Consider the following 23,922-nt stretch of genomic DNA (forward strand, 5'->3'; position numbering starts at 1 on the left):
TCTGAAAACGGGGAATTTACAGGGAAGGATACACCAATGTGTGCGGGCTTACTTCTGAAACGCTTTTTTTAAGCTGATTTTAGAAATCAGCTCAGTCAGGGAAAGCACCATGGTGGAGCGCACAACCTGTTGATAACGCAGCTTTTGCATCGCGTACAGATCAGGGTCGCTGTTATCAAACTGAGGTGTGGGAGGGAGCGCGGATACGCAGTGCAGTTCGCCGAAGGGCCCCAGTATCTCATCATCGGTAAAGGTGTACTCATTACCGTCATGATTGAGCTCTTCGCGCAGCGCCATTAACAGCTCGGCGTCTTCATACTCCTGGCGGTTCAGCACGCCAAGACCGTAAATCAGCTTCAGCCGTACCGATAAATCGCCCAGCGGTCCGTCTCCGTCCAGTAACGGTTCTACAGCATACTTTACCGCGTAGTCGTCTTTGCGAAACACCTGAAGCACCAGAATGTTCACCGCCTCGGTTAACAGCTCGACGGCGGCAATCAGGAAACTTCGTACGGTTTTGCCAGCATTCAGACGCTCAAGCACACGATTTTCAAAGGCCTGGGTTTGTTCCATTATTGCCTGCATATCTGACAATCTGTTATTCGGGCGCAGGCTAACCTGCGCCGGACTCTGCATCATTTGGTTGCGTTGTATGCGCTGACCGCCTCCGCAACTACGTCACTGTTGGCATCCAGACCGGAGATCTGCGCCAGCGCAGCCTGCGCGCCTTTGTCATCAATCAGCTGAGCCAGCTCAATCGCCTGCGGGTCCTGCTCGCTGCGGTAGTGCATGGCGGCAGCGATGCCCTTCACCAGGTTAGCGTGCGGCAGGCCGTATTCCAGCGTGCCCAGCAGCGGTTTAATCAGGCGGTCGCCCGCGCTTAGTTTACGCAGCGGCTGACGACCCACGCGCTCAACGTCATCTTTCAGATACGGGTTTTCAAAACGACCGAGGATTTTCTGGATGTATGCCGCGTGTTTATCAGCATCAAAACCGTAGCGTTTGATCAGCACCGCGCCGCTCTCTTCCATTGCCCCTTTGACCACCGCACGGATGTTCTCATCGAGGATCGCGTCACGAATCGTCTGATGACCGGCCAATTTTCCGAGGTACGCGGTTATAGCATGCCCGGTGTTCAGCGTGAAGAGTTTACGTTCGACAAATGCCATCAGGTTATCGGTTAATTCCATTCCCGGAATGGTCGGCAGCGCGCCCTTAAACTGGGTTTTATCAACGATCCACTCGCTGAAGGTTTCCACGGTCACTTCCAGCGGGTCGTTGGTGGCGGATGCTGACGGCGGAACGATGCGATCCACGGCGGAATCCACAAAACCCACGTGCGCTTCAACCCAGGCTTTATCTTCGTCGGCGACGGCCGCAAGAACGTGGCCTTTCAGCTGCGTGGTGCCGCGCACCATGTTTTCACAGGCGATGATGTTCAGCGGTGTTTCAACGCCCTGTGCTTTACGCTTCGCCAGGCCTTTCGCGACCGCCGGGGCGATACGCTCAAGCACCACCGGACCCACGGCGGTGGTGACCAGATCAACGCTCGCGATGAGGTCAATCACGTCGTCGCCAATGCTGCTTACCGCGTTGACGCCAGAGACCGTTTCAACCTGTTCGTTTTCACCCACCACGTGAACCTGATAGCTATGACGGGCATTCAGGGCATCCAGAACCACCTGATTCACATCGGCGAATGTCAGGGTAATGCCCGCGTCTGCCAGCAGTTTACCGATAAAGCCACGACCGATATTACCTGCGCCAAAATGTAATGCTTTCATAGTGTTAACCTTCATCAATGTTTTTACCCGAGAGGGCTGGGGTGAGGAACGTTTTCCCCTCACCCTAGCCCTCTCCCCGGGGGGAGAGGGAAGAGGCGCTGTTACTTGTTCAGCAGGGCCAGAACTTCTTCAACGCTGGTGGTGTTGGCCAGACGCTCAATAACCGTTTCGTCATCCAGCGCGTTGGTCAGGCTGGTAATCACCTGGATATGCTCGTTGTTGCGAGCGGCGATACCAATCACCAGACGGGCGATGTCGTCCTCTTCTTCACCGAAGCGCACACCATCAGGATACTGACAGAACACCACGCCGGTTTTCAGCACGCGGTCTTTGGCTTCCACCGTACCGTGTGGAACCGCGATGGATTCACCCAGGTAGGTTGGGGTCAGCTTTTCGCGTTCCAGCATCGCCTCAACGTACTCAGGCTGAACGTAGCCGCCTTTCACCAGCTGCTCACCGGCGAAGCGAATGGCCTCTTCTTTATTGGTCGCCGTGCGGCCAAGGAAGATGTTTTCAGCGCCCAGTTTGAACAGATGCGCGTTGCTCTCGTCGAAGCTGTCTTGCAGGCTGGTACGCACTTTCACTTCGTTATCTTCATGGCGCTGCGCCGCCACCAGGCGTTCGGTCAGGCTGGCGTACAGGCCGCTGTCGAGGAAGTTGGTCAGGGAAATGTGCTGTGCCTGCGGTACCTGACGCATAGCGCGTTCGGTCAGATCGCGGTGCGTAATCACCAGGTCAACGTCCGGCGGCAGGCTGTTAATCGCGCTGTTGGTGACGGAGATGTTGGTCAGACCCGCATCCTGCACTTTCTTCCGCAGTACGCCCGCACCCATTGCGCTGGAGCCCATACCGGCATCACAGGCCACGATGATTTTACGCACGTGGCTCAGGTCGTTAGAGACATCACCCGCCGCCAGCGGCGTTGCGCCTTTGGATTCGGCTTTCATGTCATGCATACGACGGGTTGCCGCTTCGATATCGTCGTCTTCTTTCACCTTGCTGGTTTTCAGCAGGATAGCGGAGGCCACGAAGGAGACCGCCATGGCCGCACAGATCGCCGCGATGTTCGCGAAGTAGGCGCCTTTCGGGGTCATCGCCAGCACCGCCAGGATAGAGCCTGGAGAAGCAGGAGACACCAGACCACCGCCCAGTACGCTCAGGGTGAACACGCCGGTCATACCGCCAAGGATAACGGCCAGGATCAGACGTGGGTTCATCAGCACATACGGGAAGTAAATTTCGTGAATACCGCCCAGGAAGTGAATGATCGCCGCGCCGCCAGCAGACTGTTTCGCGCTGCCGCGACCAAAGAACATGTATGCCAGCAGAACGCCCATACCTGGACCCGGGTTCGCTTCAATCAGGAAGAAGATGGACTTGCCGAGATCGTGTGACTGCTGAATACCCAGCGGTGAGAAGATACCGTGGTTGATGGCGTTGTTCAGGAACAGGATTTTCGCTGGTTCAACGAAGATAGACGCCAGTGGCAGCATGTCGTGCGCCACCATGAAGTTAACGCCTGCGGCCAGCAGCTTGGACAGCACTTCAACCGCCGGGCCAATGCCGAGGAACGCCAGAATCGCGAGGATCATCCCGATGATGCCCGCAGAGAAGTTGTTCACCAGCATTTCGAAGCCGGATTTGATCTTGCCATCAACCCAGACGTCAAATTTCTTGATCGCCCAGCCGCCCAGAGGACCGGCAATCATCGCACCGAGGAACATCGGCATATCCGCACCGACGATCACCCCCATGGTTGTGATGGCCCCCACGACGCCACCGCGGTCACCGCCCACCAGACGACCACCGGTATAACCGATGAGCAGTGGCAGGAGATAGGTAATCATTGGGCCAACAAGTTTTGCCAGCGTTTCGTTAGGCAACCACCCTGTCGGAATAAATAATGCGGTGATAATACCCCACGCGATAAACGCGCCGATATTTGGCATCACCATGTTGCTGAGGAAACGACCAAAGCTTTGCACTTTGATCTTGAAATCGGATGACATAAAACACCCCTTCTTATGTTTACGCTTAGGCTTGTGGCCCGAGGTTTATCGTTAATGTGCGGCGGCAGAGGTAGCCGGGCCCTGTTCTGATGCTGTGAAATCTGGCACTGAATCGTTCAACTGTCCAGACAACGAAATTTTGTGTGATCTGAATCACATGAATGTAGGGGGTGAGGACATTAATGAAGTGATCGCGATCACATAATGAGTGTGTAAAAAAAATACATCGCTCAGAATTACGCCAAAATGGGCGGCGTTTTGTGATTTACATCACAATGTTACGTTGGCTGTTTGTTTCCAGATTGTGATTTGATTCACAAAATATTTTTATGCAGATTTCTCCCGTATCCCCTCATGGCAGGAATGCGATACGCACACCTGCCTTTTTCCACGGCTTGATCCATACTGACCTCTTTGTGGGCATTAAGGATAAGCAATGAAACTCATCGGCAGTTATACCAGTCCTTTCGTGCGTAAGATTTCGATTCTCCTGCTGGAGAAAGGGATTGAATTTGAATTCGTGAATGAACAGCCCTACAACGCAGAGAACGGCGTTGCGCAGTACAACCCGCTGGGGAAAGTCCCGGCACTGGTAACGGACGAGGGCGACTACTGGTTTGATTCCCCGATCATTGCGGAGTACATCGAACTGCTTGGCGTTGCGCCAGCCATGCTGCCAGCGGATCCAAAAGCAGCGCTGGCGATGAAGCAAATTGAAGCCCTGGCGGATGGCATTATGGATGCGGCATTAACGTCCGTACGCGAGCAGGCAAGGCCCGCCGCCCAGCAGTCAGAAAATGAGCTGCTGCGCCAGCGCGAAAAAATCAGCCGCAGCCTGGATATGTGCGAACAGCTGATCCGCGACGGGAAAATTCAGAGCGATAGCCTGAATCTGGCGACGATCGCCATCGCCTGCGCCATTGGCTACCTCAATTTCCGCCGCGTCTCGCCGGGCTGGTGCGTGGATCGTCCGCTGCTGGTCAAACTGGCGGAGACGCTCTTCCAGCGCGAAAGTTTTGCCCGGACTGAACCGCCAAAGGCTTGATGCGGGTTATAACACTTCCTGGCGGGAGGCGGTACAATCCCCCCACATGTTAACTCCCTCTCCCGTCGGGAGGGGGGAAGATATTTACTCGCCAGGCGCATTCATGACTACTCATCATTCCCTCTACAGCCAGATCCCCGCTACCGATCGTCTGCTTCGTGACCCGCGCATCACTGCGGTGCTGGAGCAGTTTGGCCATACTGCAACGGTCGACATGCTACGCCAGCTTCAGGACGATGCGCGTCGCCATATTCAGGCTGAGAACGCGCTACCCGGCTGGTGCGTGGCGTGGGAGCAGGAAGTTGAACGCAGGCTGAGCAAGCACGGGCAAAGCGCGTTGCGCCCGGTTATTAACCTGACAGGCACGGTTCTGCACACCAATCTGGGCCGGGCACAGCAGGCCGAAGAGGCAACAGAGGCCGTCACCCGTGCCATGCGCTCGCCGGTGACGCTGGAGTACGATCTGGACGGCGCCGGGCGTGGGCATCGCGATCGCGCACTGGCGGATCTTCTCTGCCAGATCACCGGCGCGGAAGATGCCTGCATTGTGAATAACAACGCGGCGGCGGTGCTGTTAATGCTGGCGGCCACCGCGAGCGGAAAAGAGGTTGTCGTCTCTCGCGGCGAGCTGGTGGAGATCGGCGGGGCGTTTCGTATTCCGGACGTCATGCGCCAGGCGGGCTGCACGCTGCATGAAGTGGGCACAACCAACCGTACCCATGCAAAAGATTATCGCGCGGCGGTGAATGAAAACACCGCCCTGCTGATGAAAGTACATACCAGCAATTACCACATTGAGGGTTTCACCAAAACGGTGGAAGAGGCCGAACTGGCCGCCATCGGGCGCGAGCTAAACGTGCCGGTGATTGCCGATCTCGGCAGCGGGTCGCTGGTGGATATGCGCCAGTACGGTCTGCCGAAAGAGCCCATGGTGCAGGAAATGGTTGCCGCGGGCGTAAGCCTGGTCAGTTTCTCCGGTGATAAATTGCTGGGCGGGCCGCAGGCGGGGATTATCGTCGGCAGGCGCGAGCTGATTGCGCAGCTACAGCAGCACCCGCTGAAGCGCGCCCTGCGTGCCGATAAAATGACGCTGGCCGCGCTGGAAGCCACGCTGCGGCTCTATCTCCACCCGGAGAAACTGGCTGACCGCCTGCCCACGTTGCGTTTGCTGAGCCGTGATGCGGCCTCCATTCGCGCGCAGGCGGAAGCGCTACTGCCGCAGGTTGCTCCTCATTACCCTGAGTTTGACGTTCGTATCGAGCCTTGCCTGTCGCAAATTGGCAGCGGCTCGCTGCCGGTGGACAGGTTACCGAGCGAAGCGCTGACGTTCACCCCGCGCGACGGACGCGGAAGCCAGCTTGAGGCGCTGTCGGCGCGCTGGCGTGCATTACCGACGCCGGTGATTGGCCGGATCGGTGACGGGCGCATGTGGCTGGATTTACGCTGTCTGGAAGATGAAGTGCGGTTTCTGGAGATGATGTTGAAATGATTATTGCCACCGCCGGTCATGTTGACCACGGCAAAACCACGTTATTGCAGGCCATTACGGGCGTGAATGCCGATCGCCTGCCGGAAGAGAAAAAGCGCGGCATGACCATTGACCTGGGTTACGCCTACTGGCCGCAGCCCGACGGTCGCGTGCTGGGCTTTATCGACGTGCCCGGCCACGAGAAGTTTCTGTCCAATATGCTCGCGGGCGTGGGCGGGATCGATCACGCTCTGCTGGTGGTCGCGTGCGATGACGGGGTGATGGCGCAAACGCGCGAGCATCTGGCGATCCTCCAGCTGACGGGAAACCCGCAGTTGACCGTCGCCCTCACCAAAGCGGACCGTGTGGATGAGGCGCGTATCGACGAGGTGCGTGAAGAGGTGCTGGCGGCGCTGAGTGAGTACGGTTTTAAGGATGCCGCACTGTTTGTCACCGTGGCGACAGAAGGCCGCGGTATCGACGCTCTTCGCGACCATTTGCAGCAGATCCCGTCTCGTGAACATGCCAGCCATCACCGCTTCCGTCTGGCGATAGACAGGGCGTTTACCGTGAAAGGAGCTGGGCTGGTGGTGACCGGCACCGCGCTGAGCGGCGAAGTGAACGTGGGCGATACCCTGTGGCTGACGGGCGTGAACAAACCGATGCGCGTGCGCGGGCTTCACGCGCAAAACCAGCCGGTGGAACAGGCCCACGCCGGGCAGCGTATCGCGCTGAATATTGCCGGTGATGCCGAAAAAGACCAGCTTAACCGCGGCGACTGGCTGCTGGCCGACGCACCGCCGGAGCCTTCTGAACGGATCATCGTTTCACTCCAGACCCACACGCCGCTGACCCAGTGGCAGCCGCTGCATATCCACCACGCGGCCAGCCACATCACCGGACGCGTGTCGCTGCTGGAAAACGATCTCGCCGAACTGGTGTTCGACTCCCCGCTCTGGCTGGCGGATAACGACCGCCTGGTTCTGCGCGATATTTCGGCGCGGGAAACGCTGGCGGGCGCGCGCGTGGTCATGCTGGATCCGCCCCGTCGCGGCAAGCGTAAGCCCGAGTATTTACAGTGGCTGGCCGCACTGGCCCAGGCCCGCGATGATAAGTCTGCGTTAGATATCCACCTTGAGCGTGGTGCGGTGGATCTGGCGGCGTTCGCCTGGGCGCGCCAGCTCAGCAGCGAAGGATTGCGTCTTCTGACGCAGGAGCCAGGTTTTATTCAGGCCGGCAACAGCCTGCTGAACGCGCCGGTGGCGGCGCGCTGGCAGCGCAAAGTGCTGAGCACGCTGGCGACCTACCATGAACAGCATCAGGATGAGCCCGGCCCGGGCCGTGAACGTCTGCGGCGCATGGCGTTGCCCATGGAAGACGACGCGCTGGTGCTGTTGCTGATTGAAAACATGCGTGAAAGCGGCGTGATTGCAAGTCATCACGGCTGGCTGCACCTGCCGGAGCACAAGGCCGGTTTTACCGCTGAGCAGGACGCGGTCTGGCAAAAAGTGGCGGCGCTGTTTGGCGATGAACCGTGGTGGGTGCGCGATCTGGCGCGTGAAACCCATACCGATGAGCAGCTGATGCGTCAGGTACTGCGCCATGCGGCGCAGCAGGGGATGATTGTGGCGATCGTGAAAGATCGTTATTACCGCAACGATCGGATCGTGGCATTTGCGAACCTGATCCGGGAGCTGGATCAGGCGCGCGGATCAACCTGCGCCGCAGACTTCCGCGATCGGCTGAACGTAGGACGCAAACTGGCGATTCAGATCCTGGAGTATTTCAACCGCATCGGGTTTACGCGTCGTCGTGGCAATGACCATGTGCTACGCGACGCGCAGTTATTTCCCTAAGCGTTAAGCGCTGCGCGCCTGCTTCTGCTTAGCCAGCCAGACCGCACCCAGCCTTCCCGCCTGGTTACCCAGCTCGCAGGGAAGGATGGGCACCCGGAGCGCTTCCCACTCCTCGAATCGCTGTAGGTATTTATCCAGCAGGAGATAGATTTTCTCCTGCTCGCTAATGCCGCCGCCAATCAGCACCGCCTGCGGATCAAACATGGAGATCACGCTGTAGATGCCCCGCGAGAGGAAATGCGCCCACTCTTCTATGGCCTCACGCAGATGCACGTCGCTGTCCATGCGTCTAAACAGCTCCTCACCGTCAGGCATCTCATCTTCCGACACGGCCAGCGCGCGGCGGCAGGCTTTCATCAGGCCGCTGGCGGACGCCACTTCGTGCATCGGCTCGCCGTTGTTGCCAACGGGCAGCACGCCAAACTCACCCGCCCGGTAGTGCGACCCACGGTAGAGATCGCCCTCCATGACGATACCGCCGCCGATGCCGGTGCCGATGGTGATGCAGACGAAATGCTCATAGTCCTTACCGGCGCCCTGCCAGCGTTCGCCCAGCGCCGCGCAGTTGGCGTCATTTTCGGTTGTTACGGGGAGATCGGTCAGCTGTGCGAAAAGCTCGCACAGGTTTTCACCGTCAAGGTAATCCAGCGCCCCGGCCTTGGCCGCTTCGCCGGTATGGTGATTGATGTGGCCCGGAAAACTCACGCCGATGCCGACGATCTCATGCTCCTGGCGGTACTTATCCACCACCGCTTTCCACTTCTGTTTGAAGGTGCTTTCATCGTCAGGCGTATCATATTCATCGGATGTCAGTTCTTCGCCGTTTTCGTTGATCACGCCGTGTTTGATGTGGGTTCCGCCCACGTCAAAGCCGATAAATAGCTGCATTGCATTGTTCCTCATGAGCCCCTGAGCTATTAAGTATGGCTCCGGCGGCAGAAACGAAACGTAAAGTACGGTAATCCGTGATACGGCTCGTAAACCCGTTACCGACTGGCGAGAAAATCACCAGCCGGAACTACCCTTGTTGTACACCTACTGCAAGGAGACGGTCATGACAAACAATCCTCCCTCATCGCGTATCCAGCCAGGCGAGTATGGTTTTCCTCTTAAGCTGAAGCCCCGCTATGACAACTTCATCGGCGGCGACTGGGTGGCGCCCGTCGACGGTGAGTACTATTCCAACCTGACGCCCGTTACCGGCCAGCCGCTGTGTGAAATTGCCAGTTCGGGCAAGCGGGATATCGATTTAGCGCTGGATGCGGCGCATAAGGCGAAAGATAAGTGGGGACAAACGTCCGTTCAGGACAGAGCGGCCATTTTGTTCAAAATCGCCGATCGGATGGAGCAGAATCTGGAGCTGCTGGCGACCGCGGAAACGTGGGACAACGGCAAGCCGATCCGGGAAACCATGGCGGCGGACGTGCCGCTGGCGATTGACCATTTCCGCTATTTTGCGTCCTGCATTCGTGCCCAGGAGGGGGGAATAAGTGAAGTTGACAAAGATACCGTGGCGTATCACTTCCACGAGCCGCTCGGCGTGGTGGGGCAAATTATTCCGTGGAACTTCCCGCTGCTGATGGCGAGCTGGAAAATGGCGCCCGCGCTGGCGGCGGGTAACTGCGTTGTGCTGAAACCTGCACGCTTAACGCCGCTTTCGGTACTGCTGCTGATGGAGGTGATTGGCGACCTGTTGCCGCCGGGGGTCATTAACGTGGTCAACGGGGCCGGGGGAGAGATCGGCGAATATCTGGCTACTTCAAAGCGTATTGCTAAAGTGGCGTTTACCGGCTCAACGGAAGTGGGTCAGCAGATCATGCAGTACGCCACCCAGAACATCATTCCGGTCACCCTGGAGCTGGGCGGGAAATCGCCGAACATCTTCTTTGCCGACGTGATGGATGAAGAGGACGCCTTCTTCGACAAAGCGCTGGAAGGGTTTGCGCTGTTCGCGTTCAACCAGGGTGAAGTTTGCACCTGTCCGAGCCGCGCGCTGGTGCAGGAATCCATTTATGAGCGCTTTATGGAGCGGGCGATCCGGCGCGTGGAGTCGATTCGCAGCGGTAATCCGCTGGATAACGTCACCCAGATGGGAGCGCAGGTATCGCATGGCCAGCTGGAAACCATCCTCAACTATATTGATATCGGCAAAAAAGAGGGGGCCGATGTGTTGACCGGCGGTCGTCGTAAGGTGCTGGGCGGCGATTTGCAGGAGGGTTACTACCTTGAGCCGACCATCCTGTTCGGTAAGAACAACATGCGCGTTTTCCAGGAGGAAATTTTTGGACCGGTGCTTGCCGTCACCACGTTTAAAACCATGGACGAGGCGCTGGAGCTCGCTAACGACACGCAGTATGGCCTGGGGGCGGGCGTCTGGAGTCGTAACGGTAATCTGGCCTATAAAATGGGCCGCGGCATTCAGGCCGGACGCGTATGGACAAACTGCTATCACGCCTATCCGGCTCATGCGGCGTTTGGCGGCTACAAACAGTCGGGCATCGGGCGTGAAACCCATAAGATGATGCTGGAGCACTACCAGCAAACGAAATGTCTGTTGGTCAGCTATTCCGATAAACCGCTGGGGCTGTTTTAATCTCCGGGCTCAGGCCGTCCCGGGTGGGGTGACCTGAGCCGGGTTAAAGCCGGGTGGCGGCTTCGCCTTACCCGGCCTACTTTTTACTCCCTCTCCCGTGGGAGAGGGCTGGGGTGAGGGCAACAGGCCGCAGTTATTCAGCTTTCATCCACCCATATCCGCATTTCCCCTTCTCCCCGGTTTGCCCAGCTGAACCACGGAATAAAGGTCAGCGTCCGGGGCTGACGTTCTACCGGCGAGTGGTCGTACTGCCACAGGGCATCAGTGTCCTTCGCCTGACACCCGATCCCTTCCGCCTGTATCAGCATCTTGTGCGCGAAAATGCCTTTGCCTTCAAATACCCGAAACGCGCTGTCCTGGGGCAAAGAAAGGTTATGCAGATTTGCGCCGTTATCGGCTTCTTCCAGGCAGTAAACCAGCGGTCCACGCTGCAATGCGACTTTCCCCGCCTGCTGGCGCACCTGCGGGTTGCCGTACACGCGGTGGACCGGCATCGGTAACGTCAGCGTCAGCGTGTCGCCTTCCTGCCAGCTTCGGTTGAGGTATAAGTATCCACGGGAGACCTCGCCTGTAATGGCCTGACCATTGAGCGAAACAGCCGGTTCCGCACACCAGTCCGGCAGCCTCAGGGCCAGCGTGTGAGTCACCGGAACTGGTGAGGTAATCTCGATTTTCACCTGCTCATGCCACGGATAGTTCCCGCTAATCCGCAGCTGGAGGATGTTATCCCCAACCGGAATGGCGACGTCGTTCCCCACGTACAGGTTGATCAACAGCGCGTCCGGGCGAACGGTATAAATGTAGTGCCCCAGCGAGGTCAGCACGCGCGCAATATTCGGCGGGCAACAGGCGCAGCCGAACCAGCGCTGGCGCACCGGTTTGACGTGGTCATAGATATGGTTAAAGGCCAGGGTTTTCGGGTGCACTTCCAGCGGATTCACATAAAAGAAATGCTTACCGTCCAGCGCCATGCCGCCCAGCACCGTGTTGTACAGCGCGCGCTCCATCACGTCGGCGTAGTGGCCGTCCGCCTCCATTTCCAGCATCCGGCGGGCAAACATCATCAGGCCGATGGAGGCGCAGCTTTCGGCGTAGACCGTATCGTTGGGCAGATCGTAATCGCTGCTGAACGCCTCGCCGCTGCTTTGGGAGCCAATCCCGCCGGTGATGTACAGCTGGCGCTGTGCCATGTTGTTCCACAGCCGCAGGCAATCCTGACGTTTCCCCTCGTCGCTGCTCAGGCGCGCCAGATGTGCCATGCCCGCCATCAGATAGACAAAACGCACGGCGTGGCCGATGGCCGTTTGTTGTTCCGCAAGGGGCAGATGCGCCTGGCTGTAGGCTTTGTCCTTGACCATCCACGCCGGGCCATAGGTGTTCCAGTATGACGTTCTGCCGCGCTTCTCGTATTCGATATCGTAGAAGTGAGGCTGCGCGCCGCGTTCCTCAATAAAGTATTTCACCAGATTGAGATAGCGTTGCTCCTGCGTGACGTCGTACAGCCGCATCAGCGCCAGCTCGATTTCCGGGTGGCCGGGGTAACCGTGCAGCTGGTTTTCGCCTGGGCCAAACACGCTGTCGATATGATCCGCCAGCCTGCACACCACGTCCAGCAGGCGGCGCTTTCCGGTTCCCTGGAAATACGCCACACCCGCTTCAATCATATGCCCGGCGCAGTACAGTTCGTGGCATTCGGCCAGATTGGTCCAGCGCTCGGCCGGGGCTTTCACCGTGAAATAGGTATTGAGATAGCCATCTTCGCACTGCGCCGCTGCGACCAGAGTGATCACCTCGTCGGCGGTTTTTTCCAGTTCAGCATCCGGCTTCTGGCACAGCGACCACGCCACGGCTTCGAGCCATTTCGCCACGTCGCTGTCCTGAAAGACCATCCCGTAGAACTCCCCCTGTTCCAGACCAGCGGCGATGCGGAAGTTGGCGATCGCGTGGCTGGGTTCGGCCTCCGCCACGCGATCGTTAAGCGCCTCCCACTGGTAGGGGATCACCACATCGCGGACCAGCCGTTGGTACTGACCAAGAAACGGGTCGTTGATTTTCAGCTGATGCAGGTCGGCTTCCATTATGGTCATATCGTTCTCCTCAGGACTGTACATGACGCTGGCGCAAATCGGTGGCAATGCGCGACATCACGGGATTGTTAAGCCTGCACCAGCGGATAGCGACCGCCAGCAGCAGGTGGAAAAGGGCAGGAAGCAGCGTCTCCATGGCGGTGATGCCCTGCAATGAGGCGGGTGTCTGGTTACCTGCGCCTGGCTGATAGGCCACGGCAATAAACACCAGGCTGATGATCCCGGCGCTGGATGCCCACGCGAGCTTGATGAAAAACAGATTGAAGGCGAAGTTCATCCCCGATGAGCGCACGCCGGTTTTCCATTCGCCGTAGTCATCGGCAAAGGCCATCAGCGAGAAGTGCAGCGGCAGGGTGAAGCCCAGGATCACGCCGTTACTTAAAATCACGATCAACCAGAGCGTCTGGTGCGCCGGGCCACCCGGCAGGAACCACATTCCCACCGCAAGCGCAGCGAGTATCAGGTTGGTGTAGTAGTAGAGTTTGACGGTATCAATCCGCCGCGACAGCGGACTGACGATCACCGCGCCCAGAATAGCGGCAAAGGTCACCATGGTGAAAAACAGCGAGGTGTACGCCGTGCTGCCCTGAAGCACGTAGGTGATGAAGTACATGTATCCGCCGCCGCGAATGTTGAAGACGTTGATCAGCAGAAACGACATCACCAGCATCAGCAGCAGCTGATCGTTTTTCCGCAGGCCCGTCAGGTGCTCGCGCAGGGTGAATTTACCCATCAGCGCAAGCGGGACGCGCTCGCGCACCCAGAAGAAGCAGCACAAAAACATCACCACGGCGATGGCGCACAGCACGCCGACGCCCAGCTGATAACCCCGGGCGGCATTGCCCTGTCCCAGCTCTGATACCAGCCACGGCAGGCCAACGGAGACCAGAAAGCCCGCCACGCCGCACAGTACGAAGCGCCAGGACTGGCAGGATATAACCTCGTTGTGACGGGTGGTCATGGTGTTGATCAGCGCGCAATATGGCACGTTGATGGCGGTATAGCCCACTGAAAGCAACAGATAGGTGCCGAACGCCCAGGCGATTTTCACGCCCATGCTGGCGTCCGGGACGGTGAAGGTCAGTACGCCGACGATCCCGATGGGAAGCGCGACCCACAGTTGCCAGGGACGAAAACGCCCCCAGCGGCTCTGCGTGCGGTCGGCAATCACGCCCATCACCGGATCGGAAATCGCGTCAAATACCCGAAGGGCAATAAACAGCGTGCCCACCAGCGCAGGCGTCAGGCCAAATACATCGGTATAGAAAAAGGTCAGAAAGTTCATGATCAGGCAGGTAATTACCGTGCCGCCCGCGTCGCCCAGGCCGTAGCCAATTTTCTCGCGGACTGACAGCTGGTCATCGGCTGCCTGTTTTGCAACTTCTGCGTCTGTAATCGGTGTGGAAGTCATGGGGTAACTCCTCGATAAACGATTTTTTATCGTATTTGTGCAAGGTACCCCATTTATTCTGCATTCAACGGGCAGACCAACAAGGGAAGGGAAAAGTATAAAAAGGTGACGATTCCGACCTGATGGTAAAACTGTGAGTTTGATCGAACCGTTCTGCTGATATTTATTAATAATCAAGGGATAAAGACAATATTAGCCACCAAAAAAGCGGAAAAATGAATATCCATGCTTGAATTATCCATAGCACTTCCGATTAGAGTTCAAAATGGCGGGTTATTTATCTCCCGGGGCGTGGGCCGTCATCCCGCACGAAAATTATCTTCGTGGGAGATAATTTTTGTCGAAAAAGGGACATTAACGATCCAGGAGGAAAATACGCTGTTTGAGGTAAACGCTGGCGAGAGTTTATTACTTTGGCCGAAGCGGCGGCATGTCGGCGTGGAAGATTTTCCGGGCGATCTCAAATTTTACTGGCTGCATTTTGAGGTGGATGAACGCTTGCCGGTGTTACCAGGCGCGACGCCGCTGTCGATTGAGCAACACTGTAGCGTGCGGGATCCGCAATATGTTATTGCGTTATTCCGTCAGTTTTTAAGCGAGCAGGAAAAATTACAGCGTAGCCAGGCGCTGGAGATAATTTTGCTGTTAATTTTGCAGCAGATATCGCTCTCGCCGGGATATGAAGATAAAGCGGATGATGCGGGCGCGGCAATGGCGTGGAAGGCCAAGCAGCTTATCCGCACGCACTTTCATTTGCCCCTGTCCACTTCGCAGCTGGCGAAAGAACTGCACTGCAACGCAGATTACCTGGGGCGGGTATTTCGTCGGACGTTTCATTTAACCCTGACGGAGGCAATTCACCGCCAGCGCGTCAGGGCCGCTGAAAAACTGCTGCTGAACGATGCGGCCTCATTAACTGAAGTGGCCGCCCGGTGCGGTTTTAATGACGTGGGTTATTTCCGGCAAATATTCTCAAAACATACCGGGTTAACGCCCGCCGTCTGGAAACGGCGGTACTGTAAAGAGCATATTAATTCCGGATGATCACTGGCCGTAATAGGCATTTGCGCCATGCTTGCGCAGGTAATGCTTATCCAGCAATTCCTGCTGCATAACCGGAAGCTGAGGTGCAAGCTGGCGCGAGAAAAGCCCCATATAGGCGCACTCTTCCAGCACCACGGCATTGTGTACCGCATCGGCAGCGTCTTTGCCCCAGGCAAACGGGCCGTGAGAGTGTACCAGCACCGCCGGGACCTGCATCGGGCTTATGTCGCGCTCCTCGAAGGTTTTGATAATGACTTCCCCCGTCTGGTATTCATATTCACCCGCGATTTCAGCCGTGGTCATCAGCCGCGTGCAGGGGATCGCACCGTAAAAATAGTCCGCGTGCGTCGTTCCCCACGCGGGTAAATCCTGCCCCGCCTGCGACCAGATGGTGGCGTGGCGGGAATGGGTATGCACAATGCCGCCAATTTCCAGGTAACGACGATACAGCGCGAGATGGGTCGGGGTGTCGGAGGAGGGCTTTTTACTCCCCTCGACCACTTTTCCCGTGGCGATATTTACCACCACCATATCTTCTGCGGTCATCACGTCGTACTCCACGCCGGATGGTTTGATCACCATCATGCCGCTGTCACGGTCAACCGCGCTGACGTTGCCCCAGGTGAACGTCACCAGCTGGTGGGCGGGCAGGGCGAGATTTGCCGCCAGCACCTCGGCTTTAAGTTGTTCTAACATGTCATGCCTCCTTCCTGCATTCGGGCTTCAATCCAGCGGCGCGCCTGGATGATCTCCAGTACCGGCTCTTTGGCTTTCTCGGTCCACATTTCAATCAGAAATGCGCCGCGATAGTTAAGTTGATTCAGCGTGTTAAACACGCCAACGAAATCGACGCAGCCCTCGCCAAAGGGCACATCGCGGAACTGTCCGGGGCTTTGCTCGGTCACGGGCCGGGTGTCTTTCAGGTGGATAGCGGCGATGCGGTCAATGCCCAGCGTCAGCTCGGCGGTGACGTCGTTGCCCCACGCGCTCAGGTTGCCGACGTCCGGGTAAACGCTGAACCACGGCGAGGCGAGCATGTCGTCCCACTTTTTCCACTTGCTGATGGAGTTCATAAACGCAGTGTCCATGATCTCTACCGCCAGCATTACCTGCGCGGCGGCAGCCTGCTCTACGGCCCACGCCAGCCCTTCGGCAAAGCGCTGTTGCGTGCCCTCGTCGTGCTCCTCGTAGTACACGTCATAACCCGCAAGCTGGATGGTGCGAATACCCAAATCACGGGCCAGCCGGATGGCTTTGGTCATGATCTCGCGGGCGCGTTCGCGCACGATTTCATCGCGGCTGCCAAACGGGAAGCGACGATGGGCAGACAAGCACATCGACGGGATGGCCACGCCGGTCTCCAGCATCGCTTCCACAAGAGAGGCGCGCTGCGTGGTACTCCATTCAAGGCGCGATAAACGCTCGTCGGTCTCATCCACCGACATCTCCACAAAATCGAAGCCGCAGCTTTTTGCCAGAACCAGGCGCTCCGGCCAGGAGAGATCTTTTGGCAGCGCTTTTTCGTAAATGCCTAACGGATGCTGACGCATGGTTACTCTCCCCAGATGTCGCGGATTTGCGAATGGAATGCCTGTGCCACCTGCGGCGGATTATCGGCGCCTGCCAGCGCGCGCCCGGCAATGAAGGCTTTGACGTTGATCTGCTTAAACAGCGACAGGTCAGCGGGGGTGATACCGCCAGTTATAGAAAGCTGCAAACCGATATCGGACAGCGCCTTCATTTTGCTGAGATCCGCCTCACCCCACTGCTGGCCGCTGGCCTGTGCGTCGCGCCCGCGGTGGTAAATCGCCTGCTTCACCCCGATGCGATGCCACGCGCGTGCGTCGTCCAGCGTCCAGTTGCCAAACAGCTCCATCTGGATCTCGCCGCCGCCGCGCAGTGCGACCTCGTGGCCACGTTCAACGGTGGCCAGCGGGGCGGCACAGATGATGGTCATCCAGTTTGCGCCTGCGCCAAACGCCTGCTCAGCCAGCGTTTCTCCGGCATCGGCGACTTTCCAGTCCGCCACGATAATTTTATCCGGACACTGCGCACGCAGGGCGCGAACGGCGTTTAGCCCTTCGGTCAGGCATAGAATGGTGCCGGCTTCGACGATGTCGACGTGATCGGAAAGCGTCGCGACATCGCGCTGCGCGGCCTGAAGCGAGGTGTGGTCGAGCGCCAGCTGCAATAATGGTCGGCTCATAGGTCGTACTCCTTAACACGGGCGTGATAGCCCTGTAATGCTGAAATCAGTAGCTGGTAACGGTGATATTTGCGCTGGTAGGCGGCATGGGCACGCATGTCAGGTTCAATCATCCGGATGTCATGCCTGAGGGCGCGCTGAGCGGCGTAAAAATCGGGATAGAGGCCTGTACCGACGAGCGCGGCCAGCGCCGCACCGGAACAGCCGGTCTCTTCCACCTGCGGGAGTTCAATCGCCAGGCCGCTGACGTCCGCGAGCATCTGCATCCACACGTCCGAATGGGTGGGGCCGCCCGTCACGCGCAGGGCCTGCACGTGGGGAAAGCGTTCGAGCATACGGTTGAGGTGGGTCATGTGGCTGAATACCACCCCTTCATAAACCGCCTGGAGGAGGTGCGCGCGGGTATGCAGCGCCTGCAAGCCATAGAAGCCGCTGGTCATCTCCAGCCCGGCGTTGCTGCCGTAGAGGAAAGGCAGGAAGAACACATCGCTTTCAGCTTTTGGCAGGCTGGCCACGGCGTGGTTAATCTCATCGAATGACATATCGCCCCATTGGGCCGTCAGCCATTCCAGGTTGCCGGACGACGTGGGGCTGGCTTCATGAACGATGAACTGCTGCGGATGGACGTAGCGGCCATAGACGTAGGGGAAAGGCTCGTTGTCGCGGATGCCGTGGGCAATCCCACTGGTTACGGCCCAGGTCCCCATTACGGCATTCAGCGTATGTTCGTCATGCAGCCCGGCGCAGATCGCGGTGGAAACCACATCAAACAGTCCACCAACGACGGGAGTACCCGCCGTGAGACCGGTCAGTGCGGCTGCCTGAGCGGTGATTTCCCCGCAAATTTCTGCTGAACCGATAATAGGCGGCAGGGCACCGTCAATGTCGCTGATGCCGAGCCAGCGCGTGAGCTGCGGATCGTACTGCCCGGTATTCATGTTGTAGAGATTGGATTCCGAGATGTTGCTCTCTTCGCAGCCTTTGACCCCGGTCAGACACCAGCGCAGGTAATCGTGCGCCATCATCACGCTGCCAATTTGCTGATACCGCTGCGGCTCGTTCTCTTTAACCCAGCGCAGGAGTGAGGCCGGATGCCCCGTCCACAGCGTCTGGCGAGTATGCGGATAGAGCTTTTCGGGTATACCGTCCTGCTGCCAGCGTTGCACGATCTCCAGCGCACGGCGATCGGAGGAGAGTATGGCGTTACCCAGGGGGCGATCCTGTTTATCGAGCAGAAACAGCCCCTTGCCCTGGGCTGAAATGCCAACGCCTTTGATCTGACCGCCGTCAGCGCCTGAATTTTTGAGCAGCAGGGCGACAGTTTTGTGGCAGTGCTGCCAGAGCTGGTGCATATCCCGCTCGGCGTAGCCGGCGCGGGGGCTGAGCGTGGCCACTGAGCGGCGTTCAATACAGACTTCTTTGCCCTGGCTGTTGTATAAACCGGCTTTCAGATAAGTACCGCCACAATCGATACCCAGCCAGAAGGGCTCTTTTTCACTCATCTTCTTCTCGCTTAATTGCCGGGTGGCGCTTCGCTTACCCGGCCTACGGTTTGGTTTAGTGGGTCAGGTGAGGGCCTCAGGCCGCACGTTTATGTGGAGTCACCGTGGGGTTGGGCTCTGCTCCGGCATCGCATTTCGCCGGTAACAGCAGGGCCAGCAGCGATGCCAGCGCCAGCGAAACTGCCAGGCAGTAAACGCCTGCGTCTTTGCTGTACAGGGTGATCAGTACGCCTACCGCATAAGGACCGCAGAACCCGCCGAGGTTGCCCAGGGCATTAATCACGCCGCGAGCGCCACCCGCCATCTCAGCGCTGAACAGACGCGCCGGTATGGTCCAGAACACCCCCGCTGCGGATTGCAGGAAGAAGCCACAGCCCACCAGCGCGGCATAGGCCAGCCAGGTGTGCTCTTTCAGCGCCACGGAGAGGAACATGCAGAGCGCAAAGCCAATCAATGGCAGGGAGACAAACAGCTTGCGCTTGCCGGTGCGGTCAGAGAGCGAAGAGAACAGGAACATACCGGCAATAGCGCCGATGTAAGGCAGAATGGCGAGCATTCCCACCTGGCCGATGCTGGTGTGCGTCAGCTCCTTCAGAATGGTGGGCAGCCAGAGGGTGTAACCGTAAATGCCAGTCTGGTAGAAGAAGTTGAGGGCGATCAGCTGCCACATGGTTTTGTCAGACAGCACCGCGCTGAGCGAGGCGTTTTTCACCTCTTTACCCGCAATGGCCTGCTGCTCTGCCGCCAGCGTTTGTACCAGGTAGTTTTTCTCGGCCTCAGAGATCCAGCGTGCTTCCTGCGGTCGGTCGTAGACGGTGAACGCCCACAGCACCAGCACAACAACGGACATCAGACCTTCAATAATGAACAGCCAGCGCCAGTCGAGAGCGGTAATAATCCAGCCCGACAGCGGGGCGGTGATGATCCCGGCGATGGGCACGAACATGATCACAATCGCGTTGGCGCGGCCGCGCTCGGCATCCGGGAACCAGTTACTGATCATCGTGAGCACAACGGGCAGCATCCCACCTTCCGCCACGCCGAGTAAGAAGCGCAGCACCAGCAGCTGATACTGGTTGGTCACAAGCCCGGTCAGAACCGAGATCACCGCCCAGGCAACCAGCGACCAGCCGATAAACTTCTTACCGCTGCCGTGCACGGCAATTTTGCCGCCGGGAACTTGCAGGAACAAATAGCCGATAAAAAAGATCCCCCCCGCCAGGCCCGCCATCGTGGCGGAAATGCCCAGCTCTTCATCCATACCGCCGGGCATCGCAAAAGCTATATTTACGCGGTCCATATAGGAAATAATGCAGGCGATAAGAATAGGGGGAATGATCCTTAGCCAGCGCTGGCGCGGAATGTCCGCGTGTAGAGCATTTGAAGAAATATTCATAGTTAATATCTCATTGAAGGTAACCGGAAAATGTATTCTTTATTTTTATTGTGACGCTTTATTCATAGCGCTAATGCCGTCGCGCAAAATAGCGATGCGATGGCTGACGTCAGCATTAGCATTTATTTCCAGTAATTTAATACCGGAGAATTTCAATGTTGCGGCGCTCGCCGCAGTAAACAGCGTTTTTACATGTTCAGTGGACATGAGACTGTCGGCGCAGAACGAAGAAAACGGCGCGTGCAGATCCTGCCATTCTCCATACTCACCGTGAGGGGTCGTGCCCGAAAACATCAGCGCCCCCAGCTTCCCGGCAGCGAGTGCCGCCTGAACATGTTCCAGCGGAAGGGCGGTGTTGCGACCTTCGATGGCCGAACGTGCCCAGTTGATACAGACGCTGATATCGGTCTCTTTCACTACCTCCAGCACCTGCTCTAAGGGCAAGAACCCTTTACGCGGCGCCGGGCCATTCATCGCATCACAGTGTTCCAGCACCAGATCGCAGCCCCAATCCCAGCTCGCGATTTCCCGTACTGAGCGGGAGAATGCTTCTGTCGCTTGCTCGACAGAATCATTACCCGCCTGCGGTGCGGCCTGCATTTCCAGAGCGATCACTTTCCCGGGAAAGCGGGTATTAACGGCATCAATCTTTTGATGCAGATGGCGGTAATATTCAATACACGCTTTACGCTGTTCTTCGTCCGCGGACGCCAGGCCAAACGCGCCGTTGCTGCCGCGGCGGCGCATGGTTTCCATAACGGCTGTGACAACGATCTGCCAGTCGCCCGGCGTATGACAAAACAGCCATTCATCACCAAACGGATGGAGGTTTTCAAGGCAAGGTTGTTCCAGCCCGCGAATATTTGGCGTGTCGGAAAGTTCCCGCCAGAAGGCGTGTTCTTCCTGCTCCCCTTTCTGGTGAAACGAAGGTGCGCAGGGGTACGCACCAATAATAAAACCGGTGTTGGTCATTTCGCATTCCTGTATTTATCAGAAAATTAATCTAATTCGCTGATGGCCACTTTCACCACAATTTTACGAATTGCGGATCCCTTGTTTTTAATACAGGCAGGACGATGAACATCCTGCGGGAAAAATATGGCGTAACTGCCAGGTATCATTTCGATAAATGACTCATGTTCGCTGTCGTGATAAAAAATAATATCCCGTTGCTCCAGCAATGATTCGCTGATTTTGTTATTCCCGGTATCAATAGCAATACCGATTTTTTCTTCGCCCCAGGCCAGAAACTGGATATCCAGATAGCGGCGATGGACTTCAGGGCGGTTCTCGTGTTGTTCCTTTGTGGTGAGGTCGAGAACCTGGGCAAAAATGTTGCGGCCTTCAATTTCGATCACGCCCGGCGCCAGGGTGGTGAAATCCGTGGTACGCAGAAAATTAAGCGCCTTTTCTATCGCCAGCGGCAGGCGACATGGATTTGGCTGTGCAATATGTCCGAATATCATGACCCACTCCTTACAGAGACTGGATTTTCGCCCACACACTGTCGTCAACCGTGATGCCGTTGCGGCGATTCTCCTCCAGCAGGCGTGTGAACTCATGGCCTGGCAGACGGACGGCGACATTTTCATCAGCGCGTTCTGCGGTGGTGATGAAGTCCATGATGCGCTGTAGTTTGGCATCGCGGGTTGGACCGTCGATCAGGCGATCCACTTCGATGGCGATAAAGATCTGCGATACGCCGTATTCGTCGCTGTTGTCCTGGGTCACTTCCGCGACGGACGCGCCGTCAGAGAGCAGGGTGGCGATCATGTCGAGCACAATCGACAAGCCGGAACCTTTCCAGTAGCCCATGGGCAGAATGCGACGGTTTTTCTCAATCACGCCCGGCTCTCTGGTCAGATTGCCTTCATCGTCAAAGCCGCCGTCGACCGGTAATTCGCGTCCGGCCAGGCGATTCACCTCCAGCATGCCGTAGGAGAACATCGACATCGACATATCGACCATGGTGATTGGATTCGACGGGATAGCGACGATCAGCGGGTTTGTGCCGATGCAGCATTCTTTTGATCCCCACGCGGGCATCACGGCAATAGAGTTGGTCCAGCAGATGCCGATATAGCCTTTCTCCGCCGCCTGCCAGCCGTAGCTGCCGCCGCGCATCCAGTGGTTAGCGTTACGCAGCGCCACCAGGCCGATCCCGTGATCGGACGCCAGCTCGGTAGCACGGTCCATCATCTTCTTCGCCGTCAGGTTGCCGATGGAACGCTGGGCATCCCACTGTTCGATGGCGCCTAATGTCGTTACGCGTTTCGGCTGGGCGTCAGGGATGATGTCGCCTGCGTCAAGCTGCTGAATAAATCGCGGGAAGCGGTTGACGCCGTGTGAATAAACGCCGGACTCCGTGGTGCGGGCGAACATCTCGGCGCAGGCGTCTGCGGTATCCGCTTTTACACCGCGATCGAGCAGAACCCGATTGAACGCCGCTTTCAACTCTTCGAAGGTCACTTTCATCCCTGTTCTCCTGTTTTTTTAGGGGCAAGTGCGAGTGCTTTTTTATCGCTAAATTTCACTATACGAAATCTGATTTCAAATATAACGATCAAATTTTGTCAGATCAACGACATTCACGTTTTTCAAAATCGATTAAAATCAAATGGTTGTGTTTTTTCTGTTGAGATCGTGAACTAAACCACACTTTGCGCTACCATCAGGGCGCGATAAACAGGAGCCATTTGATGAGCATAAAAGAGAGCGAAATGACGCAAGAAAAAGAGAGGCCAGCAGGTAGCCAGAGCTTGTTTCGCGGCCTGATGCTGATTGAAATCCTCAGTAACTATCCGAACGGGTGTCCGCTTGCGCATTTATCAGAACTGGCGGGGCTGAATAAAAGCACCGTGCACCGGTTATTGCAGGGGTTGCAGTCGTGCGGGTACGTGACGCCGGCGCCGGCGGCAGGGAGCTATCGTCTGACCACCAAATTTATCGCCGTCGGGCAAAAGGCGCTTTCATCGCTCAATATTATTCACGTGGCGGCGCCGCACCTCGAGGCGCTGAACATTGCCACCGGCGAAACGGTCAACTTCTCCAGCCGTGAAGATGACCACGCGATCCTGATTTATAAGCTTGAGCCGACAACCGGTATGCTGCGCACGCGCGCATATATCGGCCAGCACATGCCGCTCTATTGTTCTGCGATGGGCAAAATCTATATGGCGTTTGGCCATCAGGATTACGTGGCGAGCTACTGGGAAAGCCACCAGGAACAGATCCAACCTTTGACCCGCAACACCATCACCGAACTGAGCGCGATGTATGATGAGCTGGCGGAAATTCGCGATCACAGTATGGCGATGGATAAAGAAGAGAACGAGCTGGGTGTGTCATGTATCGCCGTGCCGGTCTTTGATATTCACGGGCGCGTGCCCTATGCCATCTCCATTTCGCTGTCGACGTCGCGCATGAAGCAGGTGGGTGAGAAAAACTTGCTAAAACCGCTGCGTGACACGGCGGAAGCTATCTCGAAAGAACTGGGGTTTAACGTGCGCGAGGCGTAACTG

At 57.3% G+C, this 23,922-nt stretch carries 20 protein-coding genes; 6 read left to right on the forward strand and 14 right to left on the reverse strand.

All coding sequences use genetic code 11. From position 1 onward, the window contains the following. Positions 1 to 48: 48 nt before the first annotated feature. The 3 genes from mtlR to SK58_RS02865 form a co-directional block, all read right to left on the reverse strand. Complete coding sequence (gene mtlR, locus SK58_RS02855; RefSeq protein ID WP_017382580.1) at positions 49 to 639, reverse strand: mannitol operon repressor MtlR; 591 nt, start codon at positions 637 to 639, stop codon at positions 49 to 51. Next, on the reverse strand, positions 636 to 1,784 hold the full coding sequence (gene mtlD, locus SK58_RS02860; protein ID WP_017382581.1) for a mannitol-1-phosphate 5-dehydrogenase: 1,149 nt from the start codon (positions 1,782 to 1,784) through the stop codon (positions 636 to 638). Before mtlD ends, mtlR begins: the two co-directional genes overlap by 4 nt. Before the next feature lie 101 nt (positions 1,785 to 1,885). Next, positions 1,886 to 3,793 carry a PTS mannitol transporter subunit IICBA gene (locus SK58_RS02865; RefSeq protein WP_015572764.1) on the reverse strand — a complete coding sequence of 636 codons (1,908 nt, stop codon included), beginning with the start codon at positions 3,791 to 3,793 and terminating at the stop codon, positions 1,886 to 1,888. A gap of 436 nt (positions 3,794 to 4,229) precedes the next feature. On the opposite strand from SK58_RS02865, the gene SK58_RS02870 reads away from it, so the two are divergent. From SK58_RS02870 to selB, 3 genes are all read left to right on the forward strand, one after another. Then, complete coding sequence (locus tag SK58_RS02870) at positions 4,230 to 4,838, forward strand: glutathione S-transferase (protein ID WP_015572763.1); 609 nt, start codon at positions 4,230 to 4,232, stop codon at positions 4,836 to 4,838. A gap of 103 nt (positions 4,839 to 4,941) precedes the next feature. Further along, positions 4,942 to 6,327 carry an L-seryl-tRNA(Sec) selenium transferase gene (selA, locus tag SK58_RS02875; RefSeq protein ID WP_023304616.1) on the forward strand — a complete coding sequence of 462 codons (1,386 nt, stop codon included), beginning with the start codon at positions 4,942 to 4,944 and terminating at the stop codon, positions 6,325 to 6,327. Beyond that, positions 6,324 to 8,162: a selenocysteine-specific translation elongation factor gene (gene selB, locus SK58_RS02880; protein ID WP_048219334.1), complete on the forward strand. Its 1,839-nt coding sequence runs from the start codon at positions 6,324 to 6,326 to the stop codon at positions 8,160 to 8,162. Before selA ends, selB begins: the two co-directional genes overlap by 4 nt. 3 nt (positions 8,163 to 8,165) lie before the next feature. Here selB and SK58_RS02885 read toward each other — a convergent pair whose 3' ends face one another. Next, entirely contained in the window at positions 8,166 to 9,050 is an 885-nt protein-coding gene (locus tag SK58_RS02885) for an ROK family protein (RefSeq protein WP_015572761.1), read from the reverse strand. 166 nt (positions 9,051 to 9,216) lie between these two features. Here SK58_RS02885 and aldB point away from each other — a divergent pair, with 166 nt between their 5' ends. After that, on the forward strand, positions 9,217 to 10,755 hold the full coding sequence (gene aldB / locus SK58_RS02890) for an aldehyde dehydrogenase AldB (RefSeq protein ID WP_006808612.1): 1,539 nt from the start codon (positions 9,217 to 9,219) through the stop codon (positions 10,753 to 10,755). A gap of 137 nt (positions 10,756 to 10,892) precedes the next feature. Here aldB and SK58_RS02895 read toward each other — a convergent pair whose 3' ends face one another. Together SK58_RS02895 and SK58_RS02900 are read right to left on the reverse strand one after the other, a co-directional pair. Further along, complete coding sequence (locus SK58_RS02895) at positions 10,893 to 12,842, reverse strand: glycoside hydrolase family 127 protein (protein WP_023304614.1); 1,950 nt, start codon at positions 12,840 to 12,842, stop codon at positions 10,893 to 10,895. A gap of 10 nt (positions 12,843 to 12,852) precedes the next feature. Beyond that, positions 12,853 to 14,253: an MFS transporter gene (locus SK58_RS02900; RefSeq protein ID WP_047718917.1), complete on the reverse strand. Its 1,401-nt coding sequence runs from the start codon at positions 14,251 to 14,253 to the stop codon at positions 12,853 to 12,855. Positions 14,254 to 14,478: 225 nt separating this feature from the next. Between SK58_RS02900 and SK58_RS02905 the strand changes: the two genes are divergently transcribed. After that, positions 14,479 to 15,297 carry an AraC family transcriptional regulator gene (locus SK58_RS02905; protein WP_032649828.1) on the forward strand — a complete coding sequence of 273 codons (819 nt, stop codon included), beginning with the start codon at positions 14,479 to 14,481 and terminating at the stop codon, positions 15,295 to 15,297. Here SK58_RS02905 and araD read toward each other — a convergent pair whose 3' ends face one another. From araD to yiaK, 8 genes are all read right to left on the reverse strand, one after another. After that, positions 15,298 to 15,993 carry an L-ribulose-5-phosphate 4-epimerase gene (araD, locus tag SK58_RS02910; protein ID WP_023298864.1) on the reverse strand — a complete coding sequence of 232 codons (696 nt, stop codon included), beginning with the start codon at positions 15,991 to 15,993 and terminating at the stop codon, positions 15,298 to 15,300. Next, complete coding sequence (locus tag SK58_RS02915) at positions 15,987 to 16,847, reverse strand: L-ribulose-5-phosphate 3-epimerase (protein ID WP_017693794.1); 861 nt, start codon at positions 16,845 to 16,847, stop codon at positions 15,987 to 15,989. Before SK58_RS02915 ends, araD begins: the two co-directional genes overlap by 7 nt. 2 nt (positions 16,848 to 16,849) lie before the next feature. Then, on the reverse strand, positions 16,850 to 17,503 hold the full coding sequence (gene ulaD, locus SK58_RS02920; RefSeq protein WP_017693795.1) for a 3-keto-L-gulonate-6-phosphate decarboxylase UlaD: 654 nt from the start codon (positions 17,501 to 17,503) through the stop codon (positions 16,850 to 16,852). Then, entirely contained in the window at positions 17,500 to 19,005 is a 1,506-nt protein-coding gene (locus tag SK58_RS02925; protein ID WP_015572756.1) for an FGGY-family carbohydrate kinase, read from the reverse strand. The genes ulaD and SK58_RS02925 overlap by 4 nt, the downstream gene beginning before the upstream one ends. Before the next feature lie 76 nt (positions 19,006 to 19,081). Continuing rightward, positions 19,082 to 20,401, reverse strand: coding sequence for an MFS transporter (locus SK58_RS02930; protein WP_022652031.1), 1,320 nt, complete (start codon positions 20,399 to 20,401; stop codon positions 19,082 to 19,084). Positions 20,402 to 20,446: 45 nt separating this feature from the next. After that, positions 20,447 to 21,373, reverse strand: a complete 927-nt coding sequence (locus SK58_RS02935; protein ID WP_048219336.1) for a DUF4862 family protein — start codon at positions 21,371 to 21,373, stop codon at positions 20,447 to 20,449. Between the two features lie 26 nt (positions 21,374 to 21,399). Then, positions 21,400 to 21,867, reverse strand: coding sequence for a YhcH/YjgK/YiaL family protein (locus SK58_RS02940; RefSeq protein WP_015572753.1), 468 nt, complete (start codon positions 21,865 to 21,867; stop codon positions 21,400 to 21,402). 10 nt (positions 21,868 to 21,877) lie between these two features. After that, positions 21,878 to 22,876, reverse strand: a complete 999-nt coding sequence (gene yiaK / locus SK58_RS02945) for a 3-dehydro-L-gulonate 2-dehydrogenase (protein WP_015572752.1) — start codon at positions 22,874 to 22,876, stop codon at positions 21,878 to 21,880. Between the two features lie 224 nt (positions 22,877 to 23,100). Between yiaK and yiaJ the strand changes: the two genes are divergently transcribed. Beyond that, positions 23,101 to 23,919: an IclR family transcriptional regulator YiaJ gene (gene yiaJ, locus SK58_RS02950; protein ID WP_015572751.1), complete on the forward strand. Its 819-nt coding sequence runs from the start codon at positions 23,101 to 23,103 to the stop codon at positions 23,917 to 23,919. The last annotated feature ends 3 nt before the right edge of the window (positions 23,920 to 23,922 follow it).

The organism is Enterobacter sp. BIDMC93, from assembly GCF_001037805.1.
In the GTDB taxonomy this organism is placed as follows: Bacteria; Pseudomonadota; Gammaproteobacteria; order Enterobacterales; family Enterobacteriaceae; genus Enterobacter; species Enterobacter hormaechei_C.